Raw genomic sequence first — 21,855 nt, 5'->3', positions numbered from 1 at the left:
GAGTTTGAACATGCAAGTGACCCCAGTTTCCGCAATTCACGCACTGCGCATCCGGCAGAAGCCGACCGTCGCACCCGCTTCAGATGCGAAGCAGACCTCCACCGCGAACGGCCGCTTCGGCGACATGGCACTGATCCCCGCCCATATCGCCTCTGCCGCGCTGCAGGGTGAAACCAACCACGGCGCACATGCGGAATACGCCACACAGCTTTTGGCAAACCATCCGGACCACCCTGAAACCCGGCTGGAGCAACACTTGCACCTGCAACAGTACCAAGCAGCCACCAAGGAGCAGGAAGAAGATTCCTACACCGTTTCGCTGACGGCCTGACCCGACTGTTACCCTTCGATCCTCAGGAAGCCGGCAAGCCCGGTTTTCTGATGTTCGATCACATGACAGTGGAAAGCCCAGTCACCCGGATTATCGGCGACCAGCGCAACGTCCATCGTTTCTTCCTTCTGAAGCAGTGCCGTGTCGGTAATCAACGGCGGAAGCTTGCGCTTGTTCGACCTGAGAAGCTGGAAAGACACGCCATGCAGATGGATCGGGTGGTCGTTCGGTGTCTCGTTGCGAAGCCGCAAGATGTAGGATTTCCCCATTTTCATTGTTGCCAGCGGGTCAAACGGCCCAGGCAGATCTCCCGGCCATGCCTTTCGGTTGATTGACCAGAACGTGTAGCCAAGCGTTCCGCACAAGCTGGACTGAGGCGCATCCCCCTCCGGTGACCAGCCAAAGACAAACTCCATCACTTCAGCGTTCTTGAGATCCGGAAGCATCACCGGATTCTGCGGCAACGGCTTGAGTTCTCTCAAGTCTCGTCTCGCGCTCGGCCCTTTCGGCCTGAAACGTGCGACCACCCGGTTGCCGTTGCTCCGCTTGAGCACCAGATTGACAATCTCCTCTTCGCTGTCGGGAACGCGCAATGCGACATCGGCCCGTTGCCCCGGCGACAGAAGAATATCGGTCGCAGGCAAGGGCTCCGGCAAAGGATTGGAATCGAGTGCGATCAACTGGGCTTCGCCGCCGGTAATGTCATAGGTACCGACCCGGGTGACATCGGTTACGGCAAGTCGCAATCGGACAAGACTGCCTGCTTCCAGTTCAAGAACCGGATCCATCTCCCAGTTTACCGTTGAGACCGTTCCGAGCGTTCCACTTCTTGCCGCGCTTCTTGGCTTGAACAGCGAAATAAACTGACCGTCGCCTCCCAACCTGAAGTCACGAATGTTCAGCGGCAAATCACGGTCGAAACCGGGATCCTCCTCCTCCTCCACCACCATGACGCCCGTCAGGCCGCGGGCCATCTGCTCCAATGTGTTGCAATGCGGGTGGTACCAGTACGTTCCCGCGTCCGGAGGAGTGAACTCATAGCGGAAGGATTGGCCAGCTTCGATCGGGTACTGTGTCAGATAGGGAACGCCATCCATGGCGTTGGCAATTCTGAACCCGTGCCAGTGAACAACAGATGCTTCATCGAGATTGTTCGTCACATCGATGGACGTTTTCTGTCCCTGCTTGAAGCGCAGGACCGGAGGCGGTCCGTCCGGCGAAAAACTCATCATGTTTTTCGTTATCGCATCGGGCATGATGCGGTGGTCGAGACTGGCAAGCGTAAGTGCGTGATCCGCAGCGGCTGCGTGGCTTGCCGCTACACCGCCAATAGCGAAAGCCGCGGCGGTTCCGGCGCTCCCGAGCAGGAACTCTCGCCTCGAAAGATCGAGCATGAAAACCTCATAGAAAACGGGCGCGTCCGCCCGCACTCAACACGCCACGCGCGAATTGCACAAGTCCTAAATTGACGCAACTTCAGAAGGCGACATCAATACCCGGCTGCGTGACCATCCTTGCGGGGATCGGAGCCGGCCGTCAGCATTCTGCGCGCCTTGTCGATCATGATCGCCTGGCTGCCGCCGATCGCTCCTTCGGCCGCTACCACCTCATGGCCAAGGGCCCGCAATCCTTCGATCGTTGACGGCGGTACAAGTCTCTCAGCCTGCAGGGTGTGACTGTCCATGTCGAAGAACATGCGCGGGAAGTCGATGGCCGCCTGCACGTCCATGCCATAGTCGATAATGTTGGTGAGCAGATGCGCATGCCCGCAAGCCTGGTAGTGGCCGCCCATCACGCCGAAGGACAGCCATGGCGCACCGTTCTTCAATCCCATTGCAGGAATGATCGTGTGCAATGGCCGCTTGCCGCCATCGATCGAATTGGCATGTCCGGGAGCAACGTTGAACGACTTGCCCCGGCAATGCAGAAGGACTCCGCTTTCCGGCGCGACGATGCCGCTGCCGAAGTCGCTGAACAGTGAATTGATGAAGGAGACGGCAAGACCATCCTTGTCAACGATGCTCAGGTAAACGGTGTCGGTCTGCGGCGACAGTTCCGCATCAGGCAAGGAGGCAATACGTGTGTGAGGCGCCACCTGTTGCGCAAGCCTGTCCAGATAATCGTCTCCGATCAGGTGAGAATGGCAGACATCCATGTGGCCCGGGTCGGTGACAAACTTGTCTCGCACGGCATAGGCGAGCCGGGCAGCTTCCATTTCCAGATGGAACCGCTCCGGACCAAGAGGATCGAGACTTTCCAGGTCGAAACGTTCCAGGATCCCAAGGATGACCAAGGCGATGATACCCTGGCCATTCGGTGGCAATTCCGCGATGGTATGCCCCTTGTAGTCCCGCATGACAGGCGAAACTGCGGTCGTGTGACAGGCCGCCAGGTCATCCTCGGTCATCAGGCCGCCACGGGCCTGAAGCGCGGACACGATATCCCTTGCAATCGCTCCTGAGTAAAAGGCGTCGGAACCACCTTCGGCAATGGTTTCCAGTGTATCGGCCAGATGCTGATATCGCAGAATCGTGCCGGTTTCCGGTGCTTTGCCGTCAATCAGATATGCTGCAGCCGAACTGGGATCGGCGGCAAGTTTGTCGACATCTTTCGACCAGTCATGGGCAACACGCGGCGCTACGGGAAATCCTTCCCGTGCATATTGGATCGCACGCTTGAACAGCTGCTTGAAGCTCATGGTGCCATGCGCCTTGAGCAACGTTTCCCAGGCACGGATGGCACCTGGAACGGTAACCGCGTGAGGAGACGTATCGGAGATCTCCCGCACACCGAGTTCGGCGAGTTTTTCAGGTGTCGCCGCGCGTGGGGCAGCGCCGGACCCGTTGAACCCTGTCAACCGGCCGCCCGGCTCCATGACGATCGCAAAGCAATCACCGCCAATGCCGGTCATATGCGGTTCGACAACGCACTGCACGGCAACGGCAGCAATTGCAGCGTCCGCCGCATTGCCGCCGGCCTGCAGAACTTCAATCGCAGCGCTCGTTGCCAGGGGATGCGAGGTTGCGGCTACGGCGTCCCGCGCGAAAACCGGAGACCGGCCTGGTGCCTGAAAATCACGCTTCACTGAGTTCCTCCCACCCGAAACACGTCTTACTTTTTCCAATTTGCCGCAAAAGCTTCTTGCGAACACGGCCTATTCGCCCACGCCATGTTCTGATAGCAAATTCCGAATTCGGGCAGCACCTTAAGGAGAAGTGGCCAAATGCGCAAACTCACACTTTCAACGGCAGAGACCATCACTTCTGCCGCTATTGAAAAAGCAGCAGAGCTCAATCTGAAACCTCTCACCGTCGCAGTTCTGGACGCAGGCGGTCATACTGTTGTGCTCAAGCGGCAGGACGGCTCTTCGATCATGCGCCCGCAAATTGCCTCCGGCAAGGCAGTTGGCGCTCTCGCAGTCGGCACAGGCACCAGATGGCTGAATGCCAATGCGGAATCGCGCCCGCATTTCGTCAATGCGCTCAACGGCGTATCCGGTGGGGCAATTGTCCCGGTTCCCGGCGGTGTGATCATCAAGGATGAAAACGGCGAAACACTCGGTGCTGTCGGAATAACCGGCGATACGTCTGACAATGACGAAGCCTGTGCCGTTGCAGGCATCGAGGCGGCAGAACTGGTCGCCGATTGCGGCTAAGACCTGTTCAAGGACCCGGGCATTCGATCTTCGAGAACTAAGCCTGAAGAGGTTTCCGGAAGATATCCAGAGCCGTGCCCCGAGTCCTCAAACTGTCATGAAAGCTCCAGTCCCTGCGGCGGAACAGGGACTGGGCATTCGCAGTTGATGCATAAATTTCAGAAAAGCCAAGCCGCAGCGCTTCCGCTTCTGCAGCTGAAACCAGACCGGTTCCGATGCCGGATCGTCTCAAGGGGGCCGGAACCAGCAAGGCGGTCACCCAGACGCCCGGATAGCGATCCGAACCAGGCGACGTGTCGCGCAGGGAAACTGTTCCGATAACGTCTCCTGAACCATCAAGCGAGACAAGGCACCTCGGCAGGCGGCTTCCCCCCTGAAGGCAGGCTTTGAGATCGCAAGGAGCATCTCCCGCGCCATCTGGCCCATACCACTCGGGCCATTCATGAACAAACCAGGCTTCCAGACGTTCCAAAGCGCCTGGAACAGTTTCCAATGCGGTTACTCTGCCAGCGTCAGCCTGCACGGCGGATGTCAGGACTTGTCCGACAACTTGTTGATTGTCTTCTGCATTTCTTCCAGTTGACGCTTCATGTCATCCAGATCGGCAACTTCGGACTTTTCCGGTTTGACCGCATTGCCACCGACAGTGGAATTAGGCGCAGATCCACCTTCACCGGTCGGGAAAGGCATGAACATCTTCATTGCCCGCTCGAACATCTCGGTGTTGCGCTTGACCTGATCCTCAATGGCATCGAAAGCAGTTGCTCCGAAAGCTTCGCTCATTTGCGAGCGGAGTTTCTCCTGCTCCTTCGTCAGGGACGTCATCGAGTATTCAAGGAAGCTCGGCACGAGCCCCTGCATGCTGTCGCCGTAAAAACGGATCAGCTGCCGCAGGAACGTCACCGGCAAGAGATTCTGTCCCTTGCCTTCCTGTTCGAAAATGATCTGGGTCAGCACGGACCGGGTGATGTCCTCACCGGACTTCGCGTCATAGACCACAAAATCCTCTTCCCCCTTCACCATCACGGCCAGATCCTCCAGTGTGACATAGGTACTGGTGCCCGTGTTGTAGAGCCGCCTGTTGGCGTATTTCTTGATGATTGTTGGCTCGTTTGTCTTGGCCATTCGTCACTTCCGCCTCTCAGCCTTACGGCTTGTTTCCCATTTGACGACAAGGCCTTCGCAACCTTGTCATTTCCTCCAACTAAGAGACTAAGCCAATCGTAGAGGATCTTGCCACCCTTTTTATGTGCACTGACGAAAGGATAATACCGCAAATGCGAAAACAGTCCTCAGATAAGGGGTGAAACGGTTGACACAAATCCAACCGCAGTTTCTAGTCCAAGGTGAAACAAGGATCTTAAGGTGCCTTCGGGGCACCTACCTACTAAGGCCGCTCGGCCCAAGTCCTGGAGAGTAGTATGAGCGCTTCCACCGATATCGTCATTGTCAGTGCGACCCGCACGCCAGTTGGCACTTTCAACGGCTCATTTGCCAACATTCCCGCCCATGAACTTGGCGCTCTTGTCATGAAATCGGCCATGGAACAGGCCGGTGTCAAAGGCGACGAAATCGATGAAGTCGTGTTCGGTCAGGTTCTGACCGCCGGGGAAGGTCAGAACCCGGCGCGCCAGGCTGCAATCAAGGCGGGTATCGCCGACGCGGCAACGGCCTGGACCCTCAACCAGGTTTGCGGTTCCGGTCTGCGAACGGTCGCCATTGCAGCGCAACAGATTCAGACCGGTGACGCCACCATTATGATGGCGGGCGGTCAGGAAAACATGTCGCTGTCGCCGCACTGCGCTCACATGCGCTCCGGCCACAAGATGGGCGACTTCAAGATGATCGACACCATGATCAAGGATGGTCTGTGGGATGCCTTTAATGGTTATCACATGGGTCAGACAGCTGAAAACGTCGCTGAAAAATGGCAGATCAACCGTGAGCAGCAGGATGAGTTCGCTGTCGCCTCTCAGAACAAGGCCGAAGCTGCGCAGAAAGCCGGAAAGTTCAAGGCCGAAATCACTCCGGTCACCGTGAAAGAACGCAAGTCCGAGCGCGTCGTCGAGGATGACGAATACATTCGCCACGGCGCGACCCTCGACAGTGTCGCCAAACTCCGCCCGGCCTTCACCAAGGACGGTTCGGTGACGGCTGCAAATGCATCCGGTCTCAATGACGGTGCAGCAGCGATCCTCGTCATGAGCGCGGCAGAAGCTGAGAAGCGTGGCCTGACGCCGCTCGCCCGCATCGCATCCTGGGCAACGGCTGGTGTTGACCCTGCAATCATGGGCTCCGGCCCGATCCCGGCATCCCGCAAGGCTCTGGAAAAAGCCGGCTGGTCCGCGGCCGATCTCGATCTGGTCGAAGCCAACGAGGCATTTGCCGCACAGGCCTGCGCCGTCAACAAGGACATGGGCTGGAACCCGGACATCGTCAACGTCAACGGCGGCGCCATCGCCATCGGTCACCCGATTGGTGCATCCGGCGCCCGCATTCTCACCACCCTGCTCCATGAAATGGTTCGTCGCGATGCCAAGAAAGGCCTCGCCACGCTCTGCATCGGCGGCGGCATGGGTGTTGCCATGTGCCTGGAGCGCTGATCGAAACCAAATGTGCACGGGGTCGTGGGTGATGAGGACCAGCCACGACCTCAAAACAACGAAATCAATAACCTAGTGGAGCCCAAAGGGCCCGAAGCTGGAAGTCAGGAGGAAGGGGAATGAGCAAGGTCGCATTGGTCACTGGAGGTACGCGTGGTATCGGCGAAGCAATCTCGCGCGGTCTGAAAGACGCCGGCTACACAGTGGCGGCCACTTATGCCGGCAACACCGAGAAAGCCGAGGCCTTCAAAGCCGAAACCGGCATTCACGTCTACAAGTGGGACGTTTCCGACCCTGACGCTTGTGCAGCAGGTATCGCACAGGTCGAGAGCGAGCTGGGACCGGTGGAAGTTCTGGTCAACAACGCGGGCATCACCCGTGACGGCATGTTCCACAAGATGGATTTCGAACAGTGGCGTGCCGTTCTGTCCACCAACCTCGATTCCATGTTCACCATGACTCACCCGGTGATCAACGGCATGCGTGGACGCGGCTCCGGCCGCATCATCAACATTTCCTCCATCAACGGTCAGAAAGGCCAGATGGGTCAAACCAACTATTCGGCTGCCAAGGCAGGCGTGATCGGCTTTACCAAGGCGCTTGCCCAGGAAAATGCTTTCAAAGGCATTACCGTGAACTGCGTCTGCCCCGGCTACATCAACACCGACATGGTCGCGGCGATGCCGGAAAAGGTACTGGAATCGATCATTTCCGGCATCCCGGTCGGTCGCCTCGGCCATCCGGAAGAGATCGCCCAGACGGTTGTCTACCTGGCGTCCGATTCCGCGGCCTTCATGACCGGCGCGGTCATGACCATCAACGGTGGCCAGTACATCGCCAACGGCTGATATCTTGGGTCAGAACCGGAAACGAAAGGGCGCCCGGACGGGCGCCTTTTTAGTTCGCGGCGGATGGTTTCGCGGCCCCGGACCTTGGGGAAACAAAAGACCGGAAACTCCGGGCGTCAACATCTGGGCCGCTCCCTTCGAGAGATTGCACGTCATGCGTCTCAAGCTCAAAGGCGGATATCATCTCGACCTGACCGTCCAGCAGGTTGATCGTCTGTCGTGACAAAGTGAGCCCAATGCGCCCGGTGAGGCGCACCTTCTGGTAAATCCGATCGGCCTGCCAGTCGTTTTCCAGGCGATAGCGGATCATCTGGTTGGGATCCGGCGCGGGAACATGGCTGCACATGCCATATTCCGGAACAAGATAGCCGGTGCGTGCGATCCCGTCTTCCTCGATAATCGGTATAACGTACCCCGTGATGGCAATTTCCGCGCCGCTCAGCGCCGGATTGCCGGCCAATGCAGCCTGTGCCCTCTTTCTGCCAATCGCCTCGCGTTGGGCCAGCAGGGCGTCCGCATCGACACCACTCACAGCAAGCTTGGCTTCCTCGTTTGCCAGCTTCTGTTCGATCCGGGGTCTCGCCTCCTCGGTAACACCGCTTTCGCCAAGCTGCTTGCGCAGGCGAAGGACAGTTCCCAAGGACCGCAATTCGTTCAGGCTTAGGGCAGCGAATGGATCGTCAAATCGTGTTGCTTCCGGATCCTTCAGGTCTTCCCAGTCGACAGGCGTGACCGCCCATACCGGCAAGGTCATGCAAATCAGCAGAAACGAGGCCAGAAGCGTACGCATCTTTGACACTACTCTCCAGTTCCAGCTTCAGGTGACGTGACAAGGGATATCAGATCGACGGACCTTTGGCATGTCACGTTCCTGCAGGCAGGCCTGCTTCTGGGTGGCATTTCACTCATCTGACAATCCATGTCGTCGCGGAACAGAAGCGATGATCCTTAGCGCGGTTCTGTGGCTCAATTCGGATCAATTTCAGGACTTGTCAATCTTTGCGCCTTGACCCGGCCCTCCCCTTGCCCCTATCTCCCGGGTATCCCTTGTGTGGAGAAGTGAAAACATGGAATTCGAACACGCCCCGAACGACCCGACCCGGAAGGAACTGTCGCCGCTCTTGAAGCTGGCGCTGGAGCTGGGGCCGCTCGGTGTCTTTTTTCTCTTCAACTCAAGGGGCGAACAGATCGCAGCGGCCTTTCCGGTTCTGCAATCGATCGGACAGCCAATCTTTCTGGCAACGGCTGCCTTCATGGTCGCCATTACAATTTCCCTGGCGGCGTCTCTGTGGCTGACCAAGCGCCTGCCGATCATGCCGCTGGTCTCGGGTGTCGTCGTTCTGGTGTTCGGAGCACTGACGCTTTGGCTGCACGACGAGCTTTTCATCAAGCTCAAGCCGACCATCGTGAACACCCTGTTCGGATCCATCCTGCTCGGCGGCCTTTTGTTTGGAAAATCACTACTCGGCTACGTGTTCGACAGCGCTTTCAAATTGACCGACGAAGGCTGGCGCAAACTGACATTCCGCTGGGGTGTCTTCTTCTTCGTGCTTGCCATCATCAATGAAGTCGTCTGGCGCAGCTTCTCCACTGACTTCTGGGTCAACTTCAAGGTCTTCGGCGTCATGCCGATCACCCTGGTATTCACACTGACCCAGCTGCCCCTGATCCAGAAATACGCGCTCACCGACGATACAAAAGACGCCTGAGTCGAAGCGCATTCAAAGCGCCGCTTTCAAGCTGTTTGCTCGAACTGGCGTTGCGCCCGGCAAGCAAACTGCGTTCGATCATTTGTCAAAACACAAACTCATCGTATCTGTTATCCCGGCTGAAGCGTAGCGTAAGGCCGGGATCCAGTATCTCCGGTGTTAATTTGAACCGCACCTTTGTGTTTACTGGATTCCTGCCGGAGTTTATGCCCGCGAAGGCGGGTGCAGGAATGACAACGGAGCGGTCGTTAGTCTGTTATACCCGCCGGAGGCAAACCGGACAGCAGTAGATCAAGTCCTGCAATTACAAAGCATAGGGAAACGAAGCCGGTACGCTACCCGCTCTCCCTAATGCATATCTCCATGTCCAAACGACACATCCCGGCGCGCACCTGTGATCGAAATCGAGAATCCCGCAATCACATCGATCAGCGAAATCGCCATCAGAATGAAGAACAAAGACGTTGCAGCCTGCTGCAGCACCAGGAACTCGACCAGGTAGGCGACGAAAACCAGCACCGAAAACATGTGATCCAGAAGTGCGGTCGTGCCAATCCGGGTGGCTTTCAGAATTTCGATGAAAAGAAAGAACAGGCCTACCGTGATCAGCAGGTCGCTCGCCAGCAATTCGAACGTGGCACCCGAAACCATTGCAATGGTGATCACCGGCTGAGACCAGAAAGCAGGATCGGAAGCTCCGGCCGTGAACGCAAGCGCGTTATAGATCAAGAACGAGAAAAGCGTGAAAGGGATTGCGGAGAAAAGGCGCATGTATGGGCTCCGGACTGCAAGGCCCTGGCTGGAGGGCGGAACGCGCGGAGCTGACACGATCAAAGAGCCGATTTCAAGACAAAAGAAAAAGGCCGGCCTGTCGGAACAAGGCCAGCCTCAATCTTGGTTTGCCATGCGGCGATCCACCTTAAGATTTCAATGCGCTTCCAGGCAAAACACCTGAAAGCGGAATGAACTTAAGCGTCGTCCTTAGCGGACAGGATCTGACGGCCCCGGTACATGCCGGTCTTCAGGTCAACGTGATGCGGGCGACGCAGTTCGCCCGAATCCTTGTCCTCGACGTAAGTCGGCTGCTTCAGGGCGTCCGCGGAACGGCGAAAACCGCGCTTCATGCGCGAGGTTTTTCTCTTTGGAACGGCCATTTTGTTTTTCTCCGTGGTCCATAACCGCGCGGCCCGGACCGGGTTAGCCCGGGGCGTGGCTGCACGCAGGTGTTCGAATGCGCGGCGTTATACAGGCAACGCCAGCGTTTTGCCACCCCAAAAGAAGAAATTTTCTGCGTTAAAATAGAATAGACTAAACGTCCATTCTACCGAACGTTGGCTATTTCCCCAGAACACAGCCGAAAATCGGGCCGGCAGCATTCACTCTGGCAAGATTGGTGGCCGCAAGACGGCGGTGTCCCGGCGTCGGTTTTGCCGAATTCCTGCCCAGTGGATTGGGCAAGGCGGTGGCCAACCGCGCGGCTTCCACCCGAGTCAGATCCTTGGCCGCCTTGCCGAACCACGCCTGCGCCGCCGCTTCGGCACCAAAAATGCCCTCGCCCCACTCGGCAATGTTCAGATAAATCTCAAGAACGCGCTTCTTGGACAGGATCGCGTCCAGCATCAGCGCCAGTGGAATTTCCAGCGCCTTGCGCACATAGGACCTGTCCCCCCACAGGAACAGGTTTTTGGCGGTCTGCATGGTGATCGTGCTTGCCCCACGCGGGCGTTCGCCATCGGTCAGCGCTTCGACCTGGTCCTGCAGTGCATCCCACTCCACACCGTCATTTTCGCAAAACCCGCTGTCTTCCGAGGTAATCACCGATTTGATCAGGTTGGGAGAGATGTCCTGCAGGGACACCCATTGGCGGTCAACCCAGAGAAACTGCACATAGCGTCCGATCATCAAAGTGCTGACCGGTGGAACGACGGAATAGATGACGATGAGCACCGGTGGCAGAATGATCAAAAGCAGAACGATCCGGATCGACCACTTGCGGAGAGACCGCAACAGTCCGCCGAACACATTCGTGGATTTTGCCCTGCTTGCCATTCAGCCTCCGTCACCGTGACCAGAGCGGATTACCGGCGATATCTTCAGCTTGAGTTGGAAGGTCAATGATTGCAAACCGCAGCCCTTGATTGCACACCCGTATGCCCCGAGGCAGTAACAAGGCAATAGCGGGCTTGAAATCATACGTCCAGCCTTCTGAACAATTTGCCTGCGGATGCCGATCTCATGCGCTAATGGCTTGACGTAAACAGAAATTCAGGACAGGGAAGCCCCGGGCAATTCTGTGGTGGTGACTGAATGACTTTCGATCTCAAACCCTATCTGGTGGCGCAAGCAACACTTGTGGAAGCAGCGCTGAAGACGATCCTGTCCGATGTTACCAGCCCGCAGGAGATCACCCGCCCTCCCCGGCTGCTCGACGCAATGCGCCACGGTGCCCTTAACGGTGGCAAGCGGCTGCGGCCCATCCTGCTACTCGAATGTGCCCGACTGCTTGGACGATCCGATGAAGGTATTCTGCAGGCAGCTTGTGCATTGGAGCTCATCCATTGTTATTCGCTGGTCCATGATGACCTGCCCGCAATGGACGACGATGACTTGCGCCGTGGTCAGCCGACGGTTCACAAGGCCTATGACGAGGCAACAGCCATTCTGGCCGGCGACGCCCTTTTGACATTAGCCTTCGACATCATCACCGAAGAAGCAATCCATGAAGACCCGTCTGTGCGCCTGCGCCTTTCCCGGGAATTGTCCCGTGCGGCAGGCATTGGTGGCATGGCGGGCGGTCAGATGCTTGACCTGGAATCCGAGCACCGCCAACGGACGGAAGCGGAAATTCGCCTTCTGCAATCCATGAAGACCGGTGCCCTGCTCCGATATGCCTGCCGGGCCGGCGCGATCCTGTCAAACGCGGACGACGCGGATGTGGAACGGTTGACCCGCTTTGGCGAAGTCACCGGCCTGGCGTTCCAGCTGGCGGATGACCTTCTTGACGTGGAAGCCAGTCCGGAGGCCATGGGCAAGGCCACCGGCAAAGATGCCGAAGCCGGCAAGGCTACCCTTGTCGGCCTGTGGGGTGTCGACAAGACAAGGCAGGAACTTGACCGGCTTTCAACAGAAGCCGAAACGCTTCTGGAGCCTTACGGCGATGCCGCCGGCACCTTGACCGCACTTGCGGACTTCATCGTCAATCGGTCGAGCTGACCGATCCCCCGGTCGAATGACGGCCGAAGTCCGGCGCATCGGTTTCCTGTCCGGCTTCGATGATCGACCGGCGAATGCTGCGCGTCCGATCGAACAGGTCGAACAGCATCTGACCGTCTCCCCACCGGATGGCCCGCTGCATTGCAGACAGGTCTTCGGAAAACCGTGCCAGCATTTCCAGGATGGCTTCCTTGTTGGACAGGCACACATCCCGCCACATCGTCGGATCAGAGGCCGCCAGACGGGTGAAGTCACGGAAACCGGAAGCTGAGTACTTGATCACCTGGGATTTGGTGACCGTCTCAAGATCGTCCGCCGTGCCGACAATGTTGTAGGCAATCAAATGCGGCAGGTGCGAGACGATTGCCAGAACCAGATCATGGTGCTTCGGCTCCATCAGATCGACATTCGACCCGCAGCCCTGCCAGAACGCGCTGAGCTTTTCCAGCGCTGCCTGATCCACACCCTTGGGCGGCGTCAGAATGCACCAGCGGTGATCGAACAGTGTCGGGAAACCGGCATCCGGACCGGACTGCTCGGTGCCGGCGATCGGGTGCCCGGGTATGAAATGCACGCCTTCCGGCACATGCGGGCCGACATGCTCCACGACCGATCCCTTGGTCGAGCCGACATCCGTCAGGATGGCGCCCTTTTTCAGATTGGGCGCGATCCACTTGGCGACCGCTTCATTGGCGCCCACCGGCACACACAAAATGACAAGGTCTGCCCCTTCGACGGCAACAGCCGCATCATGTTCATAATAATCCCCCAGGCCCAGTTCTTCTGCCCTTGCCAATGTCGCAGGCGAACGGGTGGAAATCGCGATTTCCTTCACCAGGCCGCGCTGACGCGCTGCCTGGGCGATAGAAGAGCCGATCAGGCCAATGCCGATCAGGGCCATTCGCTCAAAGAGGGGAGCACCAGTCATGTGTTCTGAATCTGTCTCAAGCTTGTTCCAAAAATTCTTTCAGATGCGCAATCACCGTGCGGTTTGCATCTTCCGAGCCGATTGTCATTCGAATGGCGTTCGGCAGGCCGTAATTGCCGACCATGCGCAAAACGCAGCCCCGTTCCAGCAAGTAGGCGTCTGCATCCTGAGCCCGCTTGCCGTCGTCGTCCGGGAAGTGCACAAGCACGAAATTGCCGACACTCGGCGTGACATCCAGGCCAAGTTTTTCCAGTTCGCTCGTAACCCATGGAAGCCACTGGTCATTGTGATCCACTGAATCAGCGACAAACTGCCGGTCTTTCACCGCCGCGATACCCGCTGCAATGGCAACACCAGATGTGTTGAACGGACCGCGAATTCGGTTCAGCGCGTCAATGACATGCGCGGGTCCGAAACCCCAGCCGAGGCGCAGATTGGCCAGCCCGTAGATCTTGGAAAAAGTCCGCGTCATGAAGACGTTCTCGGAAGTCGCTGCAAGCGCCAGTCCGCTTTCGTAGTCGTTCCGGCGGACATATTCGCCATAGGCCGCATCCAGAACCAAGAGCACGTGATCCGGCAAGCCCTCATGCAGACGCTTGACCTCTTCGAAAGGAAGATACGTTCCGGTCGGATTGTTGGGATTGGCCACAAAGACCATCTTCGTCTTTTCCGTAACCCGCGCCAGGATTGCATCCACATCGGTCGTCAGGTCTTTTTCCGGCGCAACCACCGGAACAGCGCCTGCCGCCCGGATGGCAATGTCGTAAACCAGAAATCCGTGCTCGGAATAGATCGCCTCGTCGCCGGGCCCAAGATAACAATAGGCGAGCAGGCTGAGGATCTCGTCCGAGCCGGCTCCGCAAATGATCCGGTCGGGATTGAGCCCGTAGACTTCGCCGATTGCGTTGCGCAATTCCGTTGCCGCACCGTCCGGATAAAGCTCAAGCGCCCGCGCAACTTCCTCGATGACATGCTTGACGTTTTCGCTGGTTCCGAGAGGCGTTTCGTTGGACGAGAGCTTGTGCACCGTCCGGCCATGGGAACCTTTGGATTTTCCGGGCACATAGGGTGCGATGTCCAGAACACCGGCTTTCGGCTGAGGACGGGTCGCCTGGGTTGCGTCAGCTTGTTTCACTGTTGTCATCTCGTTCATTCCTGAGAGTCCCGATCTTCGCTTTCGAAGGTATCCTCGGGTTCAAAACCATCGTCCGCGTCACCATCTCCGTCGATCGGCGCGGCATAACCGCCAACACGTCTCAACACATCCGGCTCAGCTCCTGCGGCCGCGCAGGCTTTCAAAACATCTTCTTCCGGCAGTTCTCCCGAAATCGCCAGCAACGCGTCAACTCCGGCTGCAGACCGGAAAAAACTGAGCACTTCGATCCCCTGATCCATCAACCTGCCGGGCAAAACATCGGACCAGCGTGCGTCATAGACCGCGATATCCGCATTGTCGACAAGACTATCGGCCTTTGCGAGAACCAGGGCCGGAAGATCGGCAGGCCGCTCGTCCAGAACAACAAAGGGGAGCCGGGCTCGCACATGCGCACCTGCCTCGCTCAGGCCTCGCCACCAGGGCAGCTCCGCACGGTCGTTCAATGCGACCAGTCCGATATCGCCCTTTGAATCGCTCACCGCCCCGACAACATCGGCTGCGTCGCTGCCAGGAACCAGTTCAATGGAAAAACCGAAGTAAAACCGAGCCAGGTCGAGCATATCCGTGAGCTCGGCACCGCCATCAAGAAACACCGCCGTATCTGCCTGCAAGTTGGTGCAGGCGCTTATAATGCTTCGCCAGATATGCTCGACGGTCGCCAGCGGCAGAGTACCCTCATGCCGTTCCACGATCTGGCGCAGAGAGTCCGCGTCTCGCTCCGGCTGGAACACGGCCCCTTGTTTTCCGGCTTGTTCCCGGCTAGCCGCCAGGCCGGCTTCGGCCTCCGCGCGCTGCATCAGCGCTTCGTGGATCCGTGTATCGATCTCGTCGATGCGCGCTCGCAACGCCTCCGGCGAGGTCCCGTTGTCCGGAATTTGAGCCATGACAGGATCCAGTCTTCTTTAGGGTTCAGCGGCGCATAGTCATAGGCATGTGATCGCGCAAACGCAAAAGAAATCATTGACTCAGAAAGCTTCACACGGCTAGGTCGCCAGTCTGATTGTCGTTCCATTTCAAAAATGTCAGGTCAGCCTGACAGGATTTCCCTGCCTTCGGTCTTTCTCCGAGGTCAGGTTTTCCCGAACCAGGACGAAGAAGGTCACGGTCTCGCACATGCCCGCCGAAACAGAAAACTCTGCTGCGCCCGGTAAAACATCCCTTGAAGATCTGAAAGCCTCCGAGGCTGTAACGCCGTCCAGCAAGGTCGCGCACTTTTCCGCAGAAGACCCTCTGAAGCTGGATTCAGGCATCGAACTGGCGCCATGGCAAATCGCTTACGAGACCTACGGCGAGTTGAATGCCGACAAGACAAATGCCATCGTCATATGCCACGCCCTGACCGGCGACCAGTATGTCGCCTCGACCAATCCCGTAACCGGAAAACCGGGCTGGTGGGGATTGATGGTCGGCCCCGGCAAACCAATCGATACCAACCACTACTTCGTAATTTGTGCCAATGTTCTGGGTGGCTGCCTTGGAACCACCGGTCCGGCGACGCTCAATCCGTCAACCGGAACACCCTACGGCCTTGATCTTCCGGTGATCACCATTCGAGACATGGTTCGCGCGCAGGCCCGTTTGGTTGACTATCTGGGCATCGACACCCTGTTTGCCGTGGTCGGCGGCTCCATGGGCGGCATGCAGGTCCTGCAATGGGCCGCCAGCTACCCCGACCGCGTGTTTGCAGCCGTGCCGATTGCGGCGGCTGCCCGGCACACATCGCAGAACATTGCCTTTCACGAGGTCGGCCGTCAGGCGATCATGGCGGATCCGAACTGGTGCAGCGGCAACTATATCCAGGAGGGCGTGCGTCCGACCAAGGGTCTGGCTGTGGCCCGAATGGCCGCCCACGTCACCTATATGTCAGATGAATCCCTGCACCAGAAATTCGGCCGCAATCTGCAGGACCGGGAAAACCTGACATTCGGTTTCGACGCCGATTTCCAGATCGAAAGCTATTTGCGCCACCAGGGCATGACCTTTGTCGACCGGTTCGACGCCAATTCCTATCTCTATGTGACGCGCGCTATGGACTATTTCGACCTGGCACAGGAATTCGGCGGATCACTGCCGAACGCTTTCAGGGATACCAAAACACGGTTTTGCGTCATGTCATTTACCTCGGACTGGCTGTTCCCGACATCCGAGAGCCGCAGTGTGGTCAAGGCGTTGAATGCGGCAGCGGCCAATGTCTCCTTCGTCGAGATCGAAAGCGATCGTGGTCACGACTCTTTCCTGCTGGACGTCCCGGAAATGTTCGAAACCATCCAGGGCTTCATCACGGGAGCAGCGCGCGCAAGGGGGCTGCCGGCACCGGGAGAGGAACGCTAAGCCATGAACCTTGCGCCCACACAGACCAAACCCGGTGAAGTCCGTGGCGACCACAAGGTGGTTGCCTCTCTGGTTCCCAACGGCATCCGCGTTCTGGATATCGGTTCGGCGGACGGCGCGCTGCTTGACCTGCTCGTGCGCGAGCGCCGGGCGGATGGCCGCGGCATCGAACTCAGCCAGGCCGGTGTGAACCGGTGTGTTGCGCGCGGACTGTCGGTCATTCAGGGGGACGCGGACAAGGACCTGTCCGACTATCCCGATCAGGCTTTCGACATTGTCATTCTCAGCCAGACCCTTCAGGCAACCCGCCAGCCGAAACAGGTGATGAGCGAACTCCTGCGCATCGGCAAGCAGGTTATCGTTTCCATTCCGAATTTTGCCCATTGGCGCAACCGAATGCAGCTGCTGTTCCGCGGACGCATGCCCGTGACCAAATATCTGCCTTACGAGTGGTACGACACGCCCAACATCCACTTCTGTTCGCTTCGCGATTTTGTCGAACTGTGCCGTGAGCTTGATGCCGACGTGGAAAAAGCCATTGCACTCAGCGCGCGCGGCAACAAGATACCGGTCAATGCTCCCTGGTGGGTCTGGAACATCGTCGCCGAACAGGCGGTCTTTCTGCTGAAGCGATAATTGCGCAGGAGCGCTTTCACTCTCCTAAATCGGCGGGATTGTAGCCACTCCTCTGGCGTTGTTGCGGACGAAAGGATGCCGGAGCATCGTTGACTGATCCGGATTACCGGCAGTCGCAGCAACACGAACTATTGCTTGCCCTCTAGTCGTCCAGAAGAGATCCCATCCGCTCGACACTTGCTGCCCTGACCGGTTTCAGCCCGGTTGCCACGCCTTCGGGAATGAAGACCGGCCGCAAGGCCCGCAGACGGCTGCGTTTTCCGTCAGCCGGCAGGCTTTGATAGACCACCTTTTCGGCCTCCACGATAAGAACGCCTCCAAAGGCAGGCCAGATCCTGCGGCCGATACCTTCCCACGTTCGTGCGGCACGCAGAATGGTACGCGCCTTGGAAGGCGGCATGAAAAGAGCTTCCTTGTCCTCCAGCACGTTGAACTGGCAGCTCTTCAGCAATTCCTTCAACTGTCTGCCCGAATAGGGACGGCCATAACCGAATGGCGAGAGTTCCGACTGAGCCCAAAGCCCTCGCCGGTTGGGAACAACTGCAATCAACCGGCCTCCCGGCGCCAGGACGCGCCAGGCTTCCTTCAGAACCGCGTCGGGATCGGAACAGTGATCAAGCGCATGCACCAGCATGATCCTGTCAAAGGAAAGATCGGGAAACGGCAAGGCTCCGTCTTCCACCAGCGCGCACGCACTCTCGCGCTCTCGCGGCCAGGGAACGGCCCCCTGGGGGGCGGGCATGGCGGCTATCGCCCGGTCAATATTGTCGAGATAGGGCCGCATGAACGGTCCGGCATAGCCGATACCGAGGAGCCTTTGACCCTTCAGTTCCGGCCACATGGAACGGATGGGCGCACCTATCAGGCTCCGCAGGAGCCGTCCGAGTGGCAGATCGTAAAATGCGCGCAGATGGACGACGTCAAGATACATCAATACTCGCTCGGCGGATGCTGTTTACAGCGATTGAACAAGGAACTGTGAGAAAGCGCAAGCACTCTTGCCTTGCCCCGGGACCGTCCTTTTGCCACTGTGCAATTCAACAAGTCAATCATTGCGGAGTGCCGAACCATGACCTTGAGCGACAACACCGAGATCCATCAATTCACCTGCCTCGACGACAATTTCGGCGTTCTGGTTCATGACAGGGATAGCGGAACAACAATAGCGTTCGATGTTCCCCATGCCGGCGCCTATGAACAGGCGCTGGAGGAAACCGGCTGGAAACTGACCCATATCCTGATCACTCACCACCACTGGGATCATGTGCAGGGCCTTGGAGAGCTGAAGCAGAAAACCGGCGCGATCGTTTATGGACCTGCCAGATCCGCGCAGAAGATCGCCCAACTCGACCGGACTGTCGAAGACGGAGATCATATTCTCTGCGGCCCTTATGAAGTGAAGGCCATCTCGACACCGGGGCACACGCTTGATCAGATTTCCTGGTACATTCCCTCGATCAAGTTTGCCCATACGGGAGACACGCTGTTTTCACTCGGATGCGGCCGGGTGTTCGAAGGCGACAAGGAAATGATGTGGTCCTCGCTGTCAAAACTGCTGCGCGAACTGCCCGACGACACCGCCATCTATTGTGGCCATGAATACACCGAGGCCAACGCAAGGTTTTCACTGACGATCGAACCGGACAACGCTGATCTGCAGGCCCGGGCACAGGAAGTCTCGAACTTGCGGTCACAAGGCAAGCCGACCTTGCCAACTTCGATGGGTGTGGAGAAGGCAACCAATCCGTTTCTGCGCGCGGCAGAGGCGTCTGTCGTGGCCGCGCTCGGGATGGAAGGCAAGTCTGCTGCGGATGTTTTTACCGAGATCCGGACACGCAAAGACAACGCTTGAGGTAAAAACTTTGCCGTCCGTTCAGCCCCCAGGGTTGCGGACGGCTTTTCTCCCCCAAAAGGCTTAAATCCCTGGCATTTGCCCCCATATGCAACCTGTTGTGATCATGAAGGGGCAGAAAACATGACACTCGCCAGTACCGAGGCGCTGACCAGCCGTAGTGCGGAGCAGCGCGCGCAGGATGTGGTACACCGCATCCTCACCCAGGCAGAACCGATCCCGATGCAGCATGGCGGCGGCCATAAGTTGGACATGCAGGTTCTCTACCAGGAAGTCGTTGCAGCCTTGAGGGAAACCATCGACGATCTTGCCTTCTGTTCTGACACGAAGTCGTCCTGAACGCTCGAAGGTCCGGATCTTCCGCCAGAACCTGAACCATCCGGAACTCAAATGCCGAATTCGACCGAGCTGTCAGCCAAACAAGTCGTTGACCTTCTGAAAATGCAGCCACATCCAGAGGGAGGGTTCTATGTCGAGACCTTCCGCGATGACATGACTGACGCCAACGGCCGGGCTGCATCCACACTGATTTATTTCCTGCTGCCGGAGGGTGTCCTGTCGCGTTGGCACAAGGTCGATGCGGTCGAAACGTGGCACTGGTATGCCGGTAGCCCGCTCGAGCTCTCGATCAGTGCGGACGGCAAGACCAAGGAAACACTCATTCTCGGCAGCAATCTTCTCGCCGGTGAACGCCCGCAGGGCATTGTCCCTCGCGACGGCTGGCAGCAGGCGCAATCCCTCGGCGCTTGGACCCTGGTCGGCTGCACCGTGGCACCGGGCTTTCAGTTCGAAGGATTCGAGATGGCGCCGGAAGGATGGGAACCGGGCAGCTGACCCTTTTGCACGGTTAACTCGTTCACCTTAATTGTCTTCCTGACCACCTGGAGCGCGAACCAGGACCGAGACAGCGAGACCCCCCGGTCAACAAACAGGCCTCACGGAGCACTGGATCCCTGCGTTCGCGGGGATGACAACCGCGAGAGTCGCCAAGGCCAAGTACGACGGCAATTCTCCGAAAAACTTCACACTCTCTTTGTCATCCCGGCCAAGCGAAGCGCGAGCCGGGATCCAGTACGCTGTGACCTCTCGGCAAGACGACAATCCTCACGGATTGCTGGATGCCTGCATTCGCAGGGATGACAAGAGCAGAAAGTAGAACCGTCAGGCCAAACCGGCAATTGCGCTGGCGAAATCCTTGGCTGAGAACGGCTCCAGATCGGCAACGCCTTCACCGACGCCGATAAAGTGCACCGGCAGTCCGTGCTTGGCGGAAATGGCGACCAGAATACCGCCCCTTGCTGTTCCGTCGAGCTTGGTCATGACCAGACCAGTCACACCGGCCACCTTGCCGAAGATTTCCACCTGGTTGAGCGCATTCTGCCCAGTCGTCGCATCCAGCGTCAGAAGGACTGTGTGGGGGGCATCGGGGTCGTGTTTCTTGATGACACGGATGACCTTTTCCAGTTCATCCATCAGCTCCGCCTTGTTCTGGAGGCGACCGGCTGTATCGATCAGCAGAACGTCAACGCCCTTTTCCTGGGCTTCTTTCATCGCATCAAAGGCAAGACCGGCAGCATCCGCACCTGTATCGCGGGCAACAACCTCAGCTCCCGTGCGCTCACCCCAGATCTTGAGCTGCTCGACCGCTGCGGCGCGGAATGTGTCGCCCGCTGCCAGCATCACTTTCTTGCCTTCGGAGCGCAGTTTCTGCGACAGCTTGCCGATGGTCGTGGTCTTGCCGGTGCCGTTCACGCCGACCATCAGCACCACATGCGGCTTCTTGCCCATGTCCAGATCGAGCGGCTGCGCGACCGGCTCAAGAACCTTCTCGACTTCTTCGGATAGGATTTCCCGGACCTCTTCCGGCGAAATCTCCTTGTTGTAGCGGCCATCGGACAAACGGTCGGTGATCGCCATGGCCGTGTCGACGCCAAGATCGGCCTGGATCAGAATGTCTTCCAGCTCCTCCAGCATGGAGGCGTCCAGCTTGCGCTTGGTGAAGATGGAGCTGATGCCCTCGGTCAGCGATGCGGAAGACCGGGAAAGTCCCTTTTTTAGCCTCTGGAACCAGGAAAGTTTCGGCTCCTCGACAACCGGAGCTGGCGCAGATTCCGGTTCGGGCTCAGGAGCAGGCTCGGGCTCAACAACCGGCTCAGCTTCTACGAGAGGCTCCGCTTCGGAGGTTTGTTCCGCCTGACTTTCTGCCTCAAGGTCCGCCTCTGGATCGGCATCGGGCTCTGGTGCCAGATCAGTTGTAAGAATGTCTTCCGATTTCAACGGAGCATTTGGAGGCGAAAAATCCGAAACAAGGTTCGGGCTGACAACGGCATCGAGCGTCTGAACCGGCTCGCTCATGGACACGACCGGTTCCACATCCATTTCGGTGGACACAACTGCTTCGTCAACGGTCGTCTCTGGTTCGACAACCTGCTGCTCATCCGCAGCGGGGCTTTCAACAACCGTATCGGTTTCGGTCTCGACCTTTTCTACCGGCTTCTCCTTGCCGCCAAAGAGCCGCCCAAGAAACCCACGCTTTTTCTCGCTCATGAAACCGCCTTAAGAAATCCAGTCTGTTTGCCTCATCCGATGCGCA

The 21,855-nt window shown here is 58.0% G+C and carries 24 protein-coding genes; 11 read left to right on the top strand and 13 right to left on the bottom strand.

Annotation, left to right across the window (positions count from 1 at the left end):
• Positions 1–10: 10 nt before the first annotated feature.
• Positions 11–331, top strand: a complete 321-nt coding sequence (locus tag ABLO27_RS24270; protein WP_353036559.1) for a hypothetical protein — start codon at positions 11–13, stop codon at positions 329–331.
• Between the two features lie 8 nt (positions 332–339).
• Here the strand turns inward: ABLO27_RS24270 and ABLO27_RS24265 are convergent, their stop codons facing one another.
• Together ABLO27_RS24265 and ggt are read right to left on the bottom strand one after the other, a co-directional pair.
• Entirely contained in the window at positions 340–1,725 is a 1,386-nt protein-coding gene (locus ABLO27_RS24265; RefSeq protein WP_353036557.1) for a multicopper oxidase family protein, read from the bottom strand.
• A 95-nt stretch (positions 1,726–1,820) separates the two neighbouring features.
• Complete coding sequence (ggt, locus tag ABLO27_RS24260) at positions 1,821–3,416, bottom strand: gamma-glutamyltransferase (protein ID WP_353036555.1); 1,596 nt, start codon at positions 3,414–3,416, stop codon at positions 1,821–1,823.
• 138 nt (positions 3,417–3,554) lie between these two features.
• Here ggt and ABLO27_RS24255 point away from each other — a divergent pair, with 138 nt between their 5' ends.
• The gene (locus tag ABLO27_RS24255; protein WP_353036553.1) at positions 3,555–3,986 is read left to right on the top strand and encodes a GlcG/HbpS family heme-binding protein; all 432 of its coding nucleotides are present in this window, start codon (positions 3,555–3,557) and stop codon (positions 3,984–3,986) included.
• 37 nt (positions 3,987–4,023) lie between these two features.
• Here ABLO27_RS24255 and ABLO27_RS24250 read toward each other — a convergent pair whose 3' ends face one another.
• Both ABLO27_RS24250 and phaR read right to left on the bottom strand, forming a co-directional pair.
• Positions 4,024–4,509, bottom strand: coding sequence for a GNAT family N-acetyltransferase (locus ABLO27_RS24250; protein ID WP_353036551.1), 486 nt, complete (start codon positions 4,507–4,509; stop codon positions 4,024–4,026).
• A gap of 8 nt (positions 4,510–4,517) precedes the next feature.
• Positions 4,518–5,111: a polyhydroxyalkanoate synthesis repressor PhaR gene (gene phaR, locus ABLO27_RS24245; RefSeq protein ID WP_353036549.1), complete on the bottom strand. Its 594-nt coding sequence runs from the start codon at positions 5,109–5,111 to the stop codon at positions 4,518–4,520.
• Positions 5,112–5,407: 296 nt separating this feature from the next.
• On the opposite strand from phaR, the gene ABLO27_RS24240 reads away from it, so the two are divergent.
• Positions 5,408–6,589: an acetyl-CoA C-acetyltransferase gene (locus tag ABLO27_RS24240; protein ID WP_353036547.1), complete on the top strand. Its 1,182-nt coding sequence runs from the start codon at positions 5,408–5,410 to the stop codon at positions 6,587–6,589.
• Positions 6,590–6,708: 119 nt separating this feature from the next.
• Complete coding sequence (phbB, locus tag ABLO27_RS24235; RefSeq protein ID WP_353036545.1) at positions 6,709–7,437, top strand: acetoacetyl-CoA reductase; 729 nt, start codon at positions 6,709–6,711, stop codon at positions 7,435–7,437.
• Between the two features lie 49 nt (positions 7,438–7,486).
• Here the strand turns inward: phbB and ABLO27_RS24230 are convergent, their stop codons facing one another.
• Positions 7,487–8,227 carry a DUF3299 domain-containing protein gene (locus ABLO27_RS24230; protein ID WP_353036543.1) on the bottom strand — a complete coding sequence of 247 codons (741 nt, stop codon included), beginning with the start codon at positions 8,225–8,227 and terminating at the stop codon, positions 7,487–7,489.
• Between the two features lie 277 nt (positions 8,228–8,504).
• On the opposite strand from ABLO27_RS24230, the gene ABLO27_RS24225 reads away from it, so the two are divergent.
• Positions 8,505–9,146 carry a septation protein A gene (locus tag ABLO27_RS24225; protein ID WP_353036541.1) on the top strand — a complete coding sequence of 214 codons (642 nt, stop codon included), beginning with the start codon at positions 8,505–8,507 and terminating at the stop codon, positions 9,144–9,146.
• A 348-nt stretch (positions 9,147–9,494) separates the two neighbouring features.
• Here ABLO27_RS24225 and ABLO27_RS24220 read toward each other — a convergent pair whose 3' ends face one another.
• The 3 genes from ABLO27_RS24220 to mtgA all read right to left on the bottom strand — a co-directional run bounded on the left by ABLO27_RS24220 (position 9,495) and on the right by mtgA (position 11,195).
• On the bottom strand, positions 9,495–9,917 hold the full coding sequence (locus tag ABLO27_RS24220) for a hypothetical protein (RefSeq protein WP_353036539.1): 423 nt from the start codon (positions 9,915–9,917) through the stop codon (positions 9,495–9,497).
• Positions 9,918–10,114: 197 nt separating this feature from the next.
• Positions 10,115–10,300, bottom strand: coding sequence for a 50S ribosomal protein L32 (rpmF, locus tag ABLO27_RS24215; RefSeq protein WP_296591987.1), 186 nt, complete (start codon positions 10,298–10,300; stop codon positions 10,115–10,117).
• Positions 10,301–10,481: 181 nt separating this feature from the next.
• Positions 10,482–11,195, bottom strand: a complete 714-nt coding sequence (gene mtgA, locus ABLO27_RS24210; protein WP_353036537.1) for a monofunctional biosynthetic peptidoglycan transglycosylase — start codon at positions 11,193–11,195, stop codon at positions 10,482–10,484.
• 258 nt (positions 11,196–11,453) lie between these two features.
• Between mtgA and ABLO27_RS24205 the strand changes: the two genes are divergently transcribed.
• Positions 11,454–12,359 (top strand): polyprenyl synthetase family protein, encoded by a 906-nt coding sequence (locus ABLO27_RS24205; protein ID WP_353036535.1) that lies wholly within the window; start codon positions 11,454–11,456, stop codon positions 12,357–12,359.
• Here the strand turns inward: ABLO27_RS24205 and ABLO27_RS24200 are convergent.
• Genes ABLO27_RS24200 through ABLO27_RS24190 form a run of 3 tightly spaced genes read right to left on the bottom strand, consistent with a single transcriptional unit; the run spans position 12,343 to position 15,327 of the window.
• Positions 12,343–13,287 carry a prephenate/arogenate dehydrogenase family protein gene (locus ABLO27_RS24200; RefSeq protein WP_353036533.1) on the bottom strand — a complete coding sequence of 315 codons (945 nt, stop codon included), beginning with the start codon at positions 13,285–13,287 and terminating at the stop codon, positions 12,343–12,345. The genes ABLO27_RS24205 and ABLO27_RS24200 overlap by 17 nt on opposite strands.
• Positions 13,288–13,303: 16 nt before the next feature.
• Entirely contained in the window at positions 13,304–14,440 is a 1,137-nt protein-coding gene (gene hisC / locus ABLO27_RS24195) for a histidinol-phosphate transaminase (RefSeq protein ID WP_353036531.1), read from the bottom strand.
• Positions 14,437–15,327, bottom strand: coding sequence for a chorismate mutase (locus ABLO27_RS24190; protein ID WP_353036529.1), 891 nt, complete (start codon positions 15,325–15,327; stop codon positions 14,437–14,439). Before ABLO27_RS24190 ends, hisC begins: the two co-directional genes overlap by 4 nt.
• Positions 15,328–15,556: 229 nt before the next feature.
• On the opposite strand from ABLO27_RS24190, the gene metX reads away from it, so the two are divergent.
• The gene (metX, locus tag ABLO27_RS24185; RefSeq protein WP_353036527.1) at positions 15,557–16,774 is read left to right on the top strand and encodes a homoserine O-acetyltransferase MetX; all 1,218 of its coding nucleotides are present in this window, start codon (positions 15,557–15,559) and stop codon (positions 16,772–16,774) included.
• Between the two features lie 3 nt (positions 16,775–16,777).
• The gene (gene metW, locus ABLO27_RS24180) at positions 16,778–17,410 is read left to right on the top strand and encodes a methionine biosynthesis protein MetW (protein WP_353036525.1); all 633 of its coding nucleotides are present in this window, start codon (positions 16,778–16,780) and stop codon (positions 17,408–17,410) included.
• Between the two features lie 142 nt (positions 17,411–17,552).
• Here the strand turns inward: metW and ABLO27_RS24175 are convergent, their stop codons facing one another.
• A complete protein-coding gene (locus ABLO27_RS24175; protein WP_353036523.1) occupies positions 17,553–18,341 on the bottom strand; it encodes a class I SAM-dependent methyltransferase in 789 nt (262 codons plus the stop codon).
• Positions 18,342–18,479: 138 nt separating this feature from the next.
• On the opposite strand from ABLO27_RS24175, the gene gloB reads away from it, so the two are divergent.
• The 3 genes from gloB (at position 18,480) to ABLO27_RS24160 (ending at position 20,096) form a co-directional block, all read left to right on the top strand.
• Positions 18,480–19,262, top strand: coding sequence for a hydroxyacylglutathione hydrolase (gloB, locus tag ABLO27_RS24170; protein WP_353036521.1), 783 nt, complete (start codon positions 18,480–18,482; stop codon positions 19,260–19,262).
• 123 nt (positions 19,263–19,385) lie between these two features.
• Positions 19,386–19,601: a hypothetical protein gene (locus ABLO27_RS24165; protein WP_353036519.1), complete on the top strand. Its 216-nt coding sequence runs from the start codon at positions 19,386–19,388 to the stop codon at positions 19,599–19,601.
• A gap of 51 nt (positions 19,602–19,652) precedes the next feature.
• Positions 19,653–20,096, top strand: a complete 444-nt coding sequence (locus tag ABLO27_RS24160) for a cupin domain-containing protein (RefSeq protein WP_353036517.1) — start codon at positions 19,653–19,655, stop codon at positions 20,094–20,096.
• Positions 20,097–20,423: 327 nt separating this feature from the next.
• On the opposite strand, the gene ftsY is transcribed toward ABLO27_RS24160, so the two are convergent.
• Positions 20,424–21,809, bottom strand: a complete 1,386-nt coding sequence (ftsY, locus tag ABLO27_RS24155) for a signal recognition particle-docking protein FtsY (protein WP_353036515.1) — start codon at positions 21,807–21,809, stop codon at positions 20,424–20,426.
• Positions 21,810–21,855: the final 46 nt, after the last annotated feature.

This window comes from Roseibium sp. SCP15 (assembly GCF_040329435.1).
GTDB lineage: Bacteria > Pseudomonadota > Alphaproteobacteria > Rhizobiales > Stappiaceae > Roseibium.
The sequence above is the reverse complement of the archived record's forward strand: the minus strand, read 5'-3'. Positions and strand labels throughout refer to the sequence as shown.

Excerpts from the sequence above, each read along its gene's own strand:
- ABLO27_RS24270 (WP_353036559.1), top strand. The coding sequence starts at position 11 with ATGCAAGTGACCCCAGTTTCCGCAATTCACGCACTGCGCATCCGGCAG.
- ABLO27_RS24265 (WP_353036557.1), bottom strand. The coding sequence starts at position 1,725 with ATGCTCGATCTTTCGAGGCGAGAGTTCCTGCTCGGGAGCGCCGGAACC.
- ABLO27_RS24255 (WP_353036553.1), top strand. The coding sequence starts at position 3,555 with ATGCGCAAACTCACACTTTCAACGGCAGAGACCATCACTTCTGCCGCT.
- phaR (WP_353036549.1), bottom strand. The coding sequence starts at position 5,111 with ATGGCCAAGACAAACGAGCCAACAATCATCAAGAAATACGCCAACAGG.
- ABLO27_RS24240 (WP_353036547.1), top strand. The coding sequence starts at position 5,408 with ATGAGCGCTTCCACCGATATCGTCATTGTCAGTGCGACCCGCACGCCA.
- phbB (WP_353036545.1), top strand. The coding sequence starts at position 6,709 with ATGAGCAAGGTCGCATTGGTCACTGGAGGTACGCGTGGTATCGGCGAA.
- ABLO27_RS24230 (WP_353036543.1), bottom strand. The coding sequence starts at position 8,227 with ATGCGTACGCTTCTGGCCTCGTTTCTGCTGATTTGCATGACCTTGCCG.
- ABLO27_RS24225 (WP_353036541.1), top strand. The coding sequence starts at position 8,505 with ATGGAATTCGAACACGCCCCGAACGACCCGACCCGGAAGGAACTGTCG.
- ABLO27_RS24220 (WP_353036539.1), bottom strand. The coding sequence starts at position 9,917 with ATGCGCCTTTTCTCCGCAATCCCTTTCACGCTTTTCTCGTTCTTGATC.
- rpmF (WP_296591987.1), bottom strand. The coding sequence starts at position 10,300 with ATGGCCGTTCCAAAGAGAAAAACCTCGCGCATGAAGCGCGGTTTTCGC.
- mtgA (WP_353036537.1), bottom strand. The coding sequence starts at position 11,195 with ATGGCAAGCAGGGCAAAATCCACGAATGTGTTCGGCGGACTGTTGCGG.
- ABLO27_RS24205 (WP_353036535.1), top strand. The coding sequence starts at position 11,454 with ATGACTTTCGATCTCAAACCCTATCTGGTGGCGCAAGCAACACTTGTG.
- ABLO27_RS24200 (WP_353036533.1), bottom strand. The coding sequence starts at position 13,287 with ATGACTGGTGCTCCCCTCTTTGAGCGAATGGCCCTGATCGGCATTGGC.
- hisC (WP_353036531.1), bottom strand. The coding sequence starts at position 14,440 with ATGAACGAGATGACAACAGTGAAACAAGCTGACGCAACCCAGGCGACC.
- ABLO27_RS24190 (WP_353036529.1), bottom strand. The coding sequence starts at position 15,327 with ATGGCTCAAATTCCGGACAACGGGACCTCGCCGGAGGCGTTGCGAGCG.
- metX (WP_353036527.1), top strand. The coding sequence starts at position 15,557 with ATGCCCGCCGAAACAGAAAACTCTGCTGCGCCCGGTAAAACATCCCTT.
- metW (WP_353036525.1), top strand. The coding sequence starts at position 16,778 with ATGAACCTTGCGCCCACACAGACCAAACCCGGTGAAGTCCGTGGCGAC.
- ABLO27_RS24175 (WP_353036523.1), bottom strand. The coding sequence starts at position 18,341 with ATGTATCTTGACGTCGTCCATCTGCGCGCATTTTACGATCTGCCACTC.
- gloB (WP_353036521.1), top strand. The coding sequence starts at position 18,480 with ATGACCTTGAGCGACAACACCGAGATCCATCAATTCACCTGCCTCGAC.
- ABLO27_RS24165 (WP_353036519.1), top strand. The coding sequence starts at position 19,386 with ATGACACTCGCCAGTACCGAGGCGCTGACCAGCCGTAGTGCGGAGCAG.
- ABLO27_RS24160 (WP_353036517.1), top strand. The coding sequence starts at position 19,653 with ATGCCGAATTCGACCGAGCTGTCAGCCAAACAAGTCGTTGACCTTCTG.
- ftsY (WP_353036515.1), bottom strand. The coding sequence starts at position 21,809 with ATGAGCGAGAAAAAGCGTGGGTTTCTTGGGCGGCTCTTTGGCGGCAAG.